This window comes from Allostigmatella hybrida (assembly GCF_020103775.1).
In the GTDB taxonomy this organism is placed as follows: Bacteria; Myxococcota; Myxococcia; order Myxococcales; family Myxococcaceae; genus Hyalangium; species Hyalangium aurantiaca.
In genome coordinates, this window is record NZ_JAHXBH010000044.1 from 39,919 (window position 1) to 46,987 (window position 7,069).

General features: G+C 70.6%; 6 protein-coding genes. 4 read left to right on the forward strand and 2 right to left on the reverse strand.

What is annotated here, in order from left to right; translation table 11 throughout:
• The first annotated feature begins 1 nt into the window (after position 1).
• The 3 genes from dapE (at position 2) to KY661_RS35275 (ending at position 3,408) form a co-directional block, all read left to right on the forward strand.
• The gene (gene dapE, locus KY661_RS35265) at positions 2–1,087 is read left to right on the forward strand and encodes a succinyl-diaminopimelate desuccinylase (protein ID WP_225414371.1); all 1,086 of its coding nucleotides are present in this window, start codon (positions 2–4) and stop codon (positions 1,085–1,087) included.
• Positions 1,088–1,159: 72 nt separating this feature from the next.
• Positions 1,160–1,891 carry a hypothetical protein gene (locus tag KY661_RS35270; protein ID WP_225414372.1) on the forward strand — a complete coding sequence of 244 codons (732 nt, stop codon included), beginning with the start codon at positions 1,160–1,162 and terminating at the stop codon, positions 1,889–1,891.
• Positions 1,888–3,408, forward strand: a complete 1,521-nt coding sequence (locus tag KY661_RS35275; protein WP_225414373.1) for a hypothetical protein — start codon at positions 1,888–1,890, stop codon at positions 3,406–3,408. The genes KY661_RS35270 and KY661_RS35275 overlap by 4 nt, the downstream gene beginning before the upstream one ends.
• On the opposite strand, the gene KY661_RS35280 is transcribed toward KY661_RS35275, so the two are convergent.
• Positions 3,390–4,085 (reverse strand): spermidine synthase, encoded by a 696-nt coding sequence (locus KY661_RS35280; RefSeq protein WP_225414374.1) that lies wholly within the window; start codon positions 4,083–4,085, stop codon positions 3,390–3,392. The genes KY661_RS35275 and KY661_RS35280 overlap by 19 nt on opposite strands.
• A complete protein-coding gene (locus KY661_RS35285) occupies positions 4,082–4,975 on the reverse strand; it encodes an AraC family transcriptional regulator (RefSeq protein WP_225414375.1) in 894 nt (297 codons plus the stop codon). The genes KY661_RS35280 and KY661_RS35285 overlap by 4 nt, the downstream gene beginning before the upstream one ends.
• 97 nt (positions 4,976–5,072) lie before the next feature.
• On the opposite strand from KY661_RS35285, the gene KY661_RS35290 reads away from it, so the two are divergent.
• Positions 5,073–7,037 carry a DUF5107 domain-containing protein gene (locus tag KY661_RS35290; protein WP_225414376.1) on the forward strand — a complete coding sequence of 655 codons (1,965 nt, stop codon included), beginning with the start codon at positions 5,073–5,075 and terminating at the stop codon, positions 7,035–7,037.
• The last annotated feature ends 32 nt before the right edge of the window (positions 7,038–7,069 follow it).

Here is a 7,069-nt window from a genome sequence, read left to right on the forward strand (position 1 = left end):
CATGTCCCAGCTTGCCGCGCGTCTTGCCCAGTCCACGCTCTCGCTGTGCCGTATCGCCAGCCCCATCGGAGAAGAGGGGCCCCTCGCGGACCACGTGGAACGGTGGGCGCTGGAGCGCTTCCCCCGCGACGAGGTGTTCCGGGTAGGGCACTCGCTGTACGTCGGGCGCCTGGAGGACCCACGGCCCACGGTCGCGCTGGTAGGGCACCTGGACACCGTGCCCGGGCACCCGAGCAACAAGGAGGCGCGGCTCGAGGGCGAGCGGGTGTTCGGGCTGGGCGCCTCGGACATGAAGGGCGGCCTGGCGGTGATGATGGCGCTGGCGGAGGACCTGCCCCTGCGCGAGCTGCCGGTGAATCTCGGGCTCATCCTCTATGAGCGCGAGGAGGGGCCCTATGTGGAGAGCGGGCTGGGCCCGCTGTTCGACGCGTACCCGGCGCTGCGGAAGATCCGCTTCGGCATCGCCATGGAGCCCACGGACGGGCTGGTGCAGGTGGGGTGCGTGGGAACGCTGCACGCCACGCTGAAGTTCACGGGGCGCAACGCGCACTCGGCGCGGCCGTGGCAGGGCGAGAACGCCATTCACAAGGCGGGGCCCCTGCTCACGGAGCTGCTCGGGCGCCAGCGCGTGGAGGTGATGCACGCCGGCTTCCCCTTCTACGAGGTGATGAGCGTGACGATGGCGAGCGGGGGCCGCGCGCGCAACGTGGTGCCGGACTCGCTGGAGCTGAACCTCAACTACCGCTTCGCCCCGGGCCGCTCCGTCGTCCAAGCGCAGGAAGACGTGATGGCGCTGGTGGCGGGGCGGGCGGAGGTGAGCTTCACGGACCTGTCGCCCAGCGGGCGCGTGTGCGCGGACAACGCCCTGTACCGCCAGCTCCTGGCGCTGACGGGACTGCCCGCGGCCTCGAAGCAGGCCTGGACGGATGTGGCCCGGTTCGGGGAGTGGGGCGTGGACGCGGTGAACTACGGCCCCGGGGAGACGGCCCAGGCCCACCAGGCCAACGAGAGCGCGCCCATTCCGGCGCTGGCCGAGGCCTACGAGAAGCTCGCCGCGTTCCTCCGGGGGGCCCGGCCCGCGCTGTAGCCAGACTTCGGGCGCGGGGGCGCTGAGCGCCATTGCAACGCCGGGGCGCGCACGGTTGGATGGGCGATTGTGATGTCTTTCGCCCGTCTCCTGTTCCTGCTGCTGTGCCTCGTCTCCGGGGGAAGGGCTCAAGCCCAGACGCCCCCGGAACCCACTCCGGAGCCCACTCCGGCGCTCACCTCGCTCTACCCGCTCTGGGAGAACACCGGCTTCCTGCTGCGGCACCGGGGGCTGTACCTGGGCTCCAGCCAGGCGGAGCTGGGCCTCTTCGACGTGGCGCAGGTGGGCGTCCATCCGCTGTTCTTCGTCTTCCGGACCCTCAATGGCCACGCGAAGGTGCGGCTGCTGTCCGAGGAGCGGCTCTCGGTGGCGGCCCACGCGGAGGTGCTGGTGTTCCTGCCCGGGGCGGGGGAGGCCTTCGTCTCCAGCAACTACGTCTCCCGCGTGGACACGAGCGACTCCACGCTCACCGTCATCCCCATCGGGGCCACGGCCTCGTATGCCCTCACGCCCTGGCTCTACCTGCACGGCACCGCCACGGTGATGAGCATGTTCGACCCGGGGCCCTTCGAGAACCGCGCCGTGCTGGGCACCACCGGGGTGGCCGAGGTGCTCGCGCTCCAGCACCACTCGGTGTCCTTGCACCTGGGCGAGGTGGGGTACTGGAACCATGACTTCTTCAGCCTGGGCGGCTCCTACCGCTACCGGCGGAGCTGGTTCGAGCTGAAGCTGGGCTACTTCTACCGCTTCATGAAGGACGGCCGTCAGGGCAGCCCGCTGCTGGCGCTGGGGGTGTACCTGTGAGGCGCCTTCTGTTCGTGCTGGCCCTGGGGCTGCTCGCCGCCCCCGCCGCTTCCTGCGACTGGGAGCACTACGCGCTGATGAACAGCATTCCCGCCCGGGGCGACCCGGACCGGAACCCCGTGGTGCACGTGTACCTGGGCCTGGATGGGCTGGGCCACCGCGCGGTGGTGCAGGCGCGGGAGCGGGGCGCCTTCCAAGACTGGAACCTCGCGCGCTTCATCCCGATGTTTCCGGCCACCAGCGATGCGAGCTGGTCGCGCATCCTCCATGCGGAGCGCTTCGCGGGGTACGAGTACGGCCATTACGATCCCCTCAAGGACAAGGTCTACAACAAGGCCCTGGGAGGAATGCTCGTGCACCTGGTGCCGCCCCTGGAGGGCGTCTCCTTCATGGTGCCGGACTACGCCCTGACGCCGTCGTATTACGACGCGTTCGACTACCACGCGACGGCCTACCTCGATGCGCTCTGGAGCTACGACCGGCCGGTGTATGGCTATTACCGGGGGCTCGACAACCTCTTCGTGGCGCTGGCCGGGCGCAGCGAGACCCAGTCGGACTTCTCCGCCTACGTGCTGGAGGCGGACGTCATCGGGCACATCCGCTCCGAGGCGGACGTGGTGGAGGCGCTCGTGTCCTTGGGCCAGCGCATCGATGAGTTCAAGCGCAACCACCCCGAGCGCACCTTCGTCTTCACCCTCTTTGGAGACCATGGGATGGATGGCGTGAAGAAGCCCATCGCGAACGTCGTGGACTTCCGGGACCAGCTCGAGGCGGCGGGCGTGGTGTCCGTGGACTCGCTCAAGGACGCGGACCGGGAGCCGGGCCCTGCGGCGGTGACCATCCTCCACACCCGCACCACCTATGTCTCGATGCATGCCCGTCCGGAGAAGCTGGACGAGGTGTCGCGCCTGGCGTCCACCTGTGCCGCGGCGGACCTCGTCTTCGCGCGGGGACAGCCTCCCGCGCCGGATTACCCCGAAGGGCTCGTCTGGGTGAATGTCTGGCGGGAGGGCGCGCTTGCGATGAGCTTTGGCTACGAGGCCGCCACGGACCAATACTGGCTCCCGGCCGAGGGGGACTGGGAGGCGCTGGACCTGCCCGTGTCCTTCGCCCCGGGCGCGCGCCATGGGGTGTTCAGCGACGAGGCCCTCTTCGCCCTGAGCGTGGACCGCACCTACCCGGACTTCTTCTTCCGGGCGCGGACGGCGTTCGAGCCCATCAGCGTGAAGTTCCCCGCCGACGCGGTGGTGTCCTTCCGGCCCGAGTTCATGTCGGTGGGCTTCAAGGCGCCCATCAGCAGCCTGAACGAGACGGGCACGGCGGGCAGCCACGGGGCGATGGATGCCGTGGGCAGCGTGGCCGCGCTGGTGTCCGAGGAGCGCGAGCTGCCCGCCGCCGTGCGCTCGGACACCCTGCTCGAGCTCTTCCCTCGCTTGGACGCCCACCTGCGCAAGCGCGGGGTGCACCGGGTTCCCGGCGCGCAGGGCGCGGAGCTGGACTACAGCGCGCTGCCCTGACGCTTCGCCCGGCGCCGCCGGGCCAGAAACAGCGTGTGGCGCGTGCCCCGGCCCTTGCCGGCACGGCTCGAATGCAGTTCGGCCGTGAAGCCCGTCTGTTCGAGCCTGCGGGTGAAGCGCTCATCGGGGCTCGCGCTCCACACGGCCAGCACCCCGCCGGGCTTCAGGGCCGCGTGGGCCGTGGCGAGCCCCGCGCTGTCATAGAGGCCCGCGTTGGAGGGCTGCGTCAGCCCCGAGGGGCCATTGTCCACATCGAGCAGGATGGCATCCCACGGCCCGCCGCCGCGCATCACCCGCTTCACGTCCGCGGTCTCCACGCGCACGCGCCCGTCCTTCAAGGGCTCGCCGGCCAGGGGCGCCAGGGGGCCCTGGTTCCACTCGACGATGGCTGGGGCCAGCTCGGCGACGACCACCTGCGCGTCCTCGCCCAGGACATCCAGCGTGGCCCGCAGCGTGTAGCCCAGCCCCAGGCCTCCCACGAGGACGCGGGCACCGGGCGTGGCGCGCAGGCCCTCGCAGCCGCGCCGCGCCAGCTCCTCCTCGGAGCCGTGGATGCGCGAGGACATGAGCTCCAGGCCGTTCACCCGGATGACGAACTCGCCATCCCGGTGGTGCAGCACGAATTCACCCTTGCCGCCGGGCACGGGCGCGCGCGCGAGGACCTCCCAAGGCTTCATGAGGGCAGGGTATACCCGGCGGTGGCGTTGCGCCGCCAGGCCGCCGGAGTGAGGCCGTGCAGGCGCCGGAACAGGCGGATGAAGTGCGTCACGTCCGCGTAGCCCACCCGCTCGGCGATGATGTCCACCCGCTCGTCCGTGCCCCGGAGCCGCCGCCGGGCCTCGGCCATGCGGTATTCGAGGATCCACTCGCCCACCGTGCGCCCCGTGCCCTGCCGCACGGTGCTGGCCACGTGGGGGCCCGAGCGCCCCAGCGCCCGCGCCACGCTCGCGAGCGACAGCGGCTGGAGGCAGTGCGCTTCGATATAGGTGAGCGCCTGGCGCACGAGGCTCAAGCTGGACGGCTCGGGGACGGCGGCCGGGGTGGCGATCCGCTCCAGCTCGACGAGCACCAGCCGCAAGAGCGCCGCGCAGGCCTCCTCGTGGCCCCGGTCGCCCTGGAGCAGCTCCTGCTCGATGAGCCGCATCCACCGCTCCAGGCGCCGGCGTTGGGGAAGGGAAGGCCTCAAGACCGGGTGGCATCCCTCGCGGACCCGCAGCAGCGGGCCCAGCTTCAGGCCCCGCTCTTGGCCCCACCCCTCCTCGGAAGGAAAGGCCTCGGGGTGGAAGGCGAGGGCCCAGCCCTGGGCATCCCGGAAGTGCGCATGGCCGTGCGGATCTCCCGGAGGAATGAGGTGCACATCCCCCGCCCGGAGCACCAGCTCGCCCGTGTGCCGCACGTGGGAGTGTCCCCGGGTGAGGAGCACGATGACCGCATAGGAATGCGTATTGGTGAGCTTGCGCGGAGCGGCTTTGGCGGTCGCCCCGCCATACCGTCCCACCCAGACCGGAAGCCGATGGTTCAGGAACTGCTCCAGCGGAGGCAAAGGCTCACAGGAATGGGACGGCATGGCCTGCTCGTAACCGGCAGAATCCAGGGCTTCAAGCGGTCTTTTCTTCCGGCCGCGTGGGGGGGCCCATCTCCTACGATGCGCTCCCTTGCCCGCCATGAGCCCTGTCTCCGTCCGCCGCGCCACCGTCGAGCTGCCCACCTACGCGCCCCAAGCGCCTGACCGCAATCCGATGTTCCTGGAGAAGCGCGTCTACCAGGGCTCCAGCGGCCGCATCTATCCGCTGCCGTTCATCGACCGGATCGCCGAGGAGCCCGTTCCGCGCCCGTGGGAGGCGGTGTTCCTGGAGAACGAGTTCCTGCAGCTCATGCTGCTGCCCCAGCTGGGTGGGCGCATCCACCGGGCCGTCGACAAGACGCACGGCTTCGACATCATCTACTACCAGCCGGTCATCAAGCCGGCGCTCGTGGGGCTGGCGGGCCCGTGGATCAGCGGCGGCATCGAGTTCAACTGGCCCCAGCACCACCGCCCCTCCACGTTCATGCCGGCCGACGTCCACGTGGAGCAGGAGCCGGACGGCGCCATCACCGTCTGGATGTCGGAGCACGACCCGATGGCCCGCATGAAGGGCATGCACGGCGTGCGGCTCCGGCCTGGCAGCGCGGTGCTCGAGCTCCGGGTGCGCGTCTACAACCGCACCGCCGATGTCCAGACGTTCCTCTGGTGGGCGAACGTCGCCGTCCGGGTCCACGAGCGCTACCAGTCCTTCTTCCCGCCGGACGTGTCCTCCGTGGCCGACCATGCCAAGCGGGCCATGAGCACCTACCCGCGCGCCTCGGGCCACTACTACGGCGTGGACTACGCGGCGCGGGCGCGGAAGGGGGTTCCCGCGCAGGAGCGGCCCCAGCGCTACCCGCCCGATGCCGCCGATGGCTTCACGCCGCCCTCTCCGGATGACCTGTCCTGGTACGCCAACATCCCCGTGCCCACCTCGTACATGTGCATGGGGACGAAGGAGGACTTCTTCGGAGGCTATGACCACCGGGCCCGCGCGGGCATCGTTCACGTGGCGGACCACCACATCGCGCCCGGGAAGAAGCAGTGGACCTGGGGCAACCACGCGTTTGGCTATGCGTGGGACCGGTTGCTCACGGATCCGGATGCGAATGGAGAATATGCCCCGTACATCGAGCTGATGGCGGGGGTCTTCACCGACAACCAGCCTGACTTCTCCTTCCTTCAGCCCGGGGAGACCAAGACCTGGAGCCAGTACTGGTACCCGATCCGCGAGGTGGGCCCGGTCCAGCAGGCCAACCTCGATGCCGCCGTCCATCTGTCGGTCCAGGGAACGGACGTGAAGGTCGGGGTAGCGGCCCCGGCGCCACGGTCCGGCGTGCAGATCCGGCTGGAGGCCCAGGGGCGCGTGCTGAAGCGGTGGACGCGGGAGCTGGGACCGGCTCAGCCCTTCACCGCCACGGCGGCACTGCCCCCGGGGATTCGGAGGGAGACGCTCACGGTCTCCGTCCGGACGAAGGAGGGCCGGGAGCTGGTGCGCTACACCCCGCCCGCGCCCTCCCAGGGCCCTCTGCCCGGGGCCGCCACGGAGCCGCCCCTTCCCACCCATATAGAGAGCGCGGACGAGCTGTACCTGACTGGCCTGCACCTGGAGCAGTACCGGCATGCCACGCGCGCGCCGGAGGCCTACTGGCGCGAGGCGCTCCGGCGCGATCCCGGGGACTCCCGCTGTCACACGGCGCTGGGCCGCTGGCACTTGCGGCGGGGCGAGCTGGCCGAGGCCGAAAAGCATCTGCGGGCCGCCGTGGCACGGCTCACCGCGCGCAATCCCAACCCTTCCGAGGGGGAGGCCCACTACCAACTGGGCCGGTGCCTGCGCCTGCGCGCCTGGGAGGCCAGGGAGGGCACCGCCCTCGCGCTGCGGCGCGACGCGGAGGAGGCTTTCCGCAAGGCGGCCTGGAATCAGGCGTGGCGAGGGGCGTCCGCGCTGGCCCTGGCGGAGCTGGCCTGTCAGCGCCAGGACTGGCGTGCCGCGTTGGCGCAGGCCGAGGAGTCCCTGCGTCTAGGAGTCTGTTGGGGTAACCGAGAGAACCTACTCGACGGGTAGGCGAAGACATGATGGGGTTGCCTACCCATGAG

Excerpts from the sequence above, each read along its gene's own strand:
- dapE (WP_225414371.1), top strand. The coding sequence starts at position 2 with ATGTCCCAGCTTGCCGCGCGTCTTGCCCAGTCCACGCTCTCGCTGTGC.
- KY661_RS35270 (WP_225414372.1), top strand. The coding sequence starts at position 1,160 with ATGTCTTTCGCCCGTCTCCTGTTCCTGCTGCTGTGCCTCGTCTCCGGG.
- KY661_RS35280 (WP_225414374.1), bottom strand. The coding sequence starts at position 4,085 with ATGAAGCCTTGGGAGGTCCTCGCGCGCGCGCCCGTGCCCGGCGGCAAG.
- KY661_RS35285 (WP_225414375.1), bottom strand. The coding sequence starts at position 4,975 with ATGCCGTCCCATTCCTGTGAGCCTTTGCCTCCGCTGGAGCAGTTCCTG.
- KY661_RS35290 (WP_225414376.1), top strand. The coding sequence starts at position 5,073 with ATGAGCCCTGTCTCCGTCCGCCGCGCCACCGTCGAGCTGCCCACCTAC.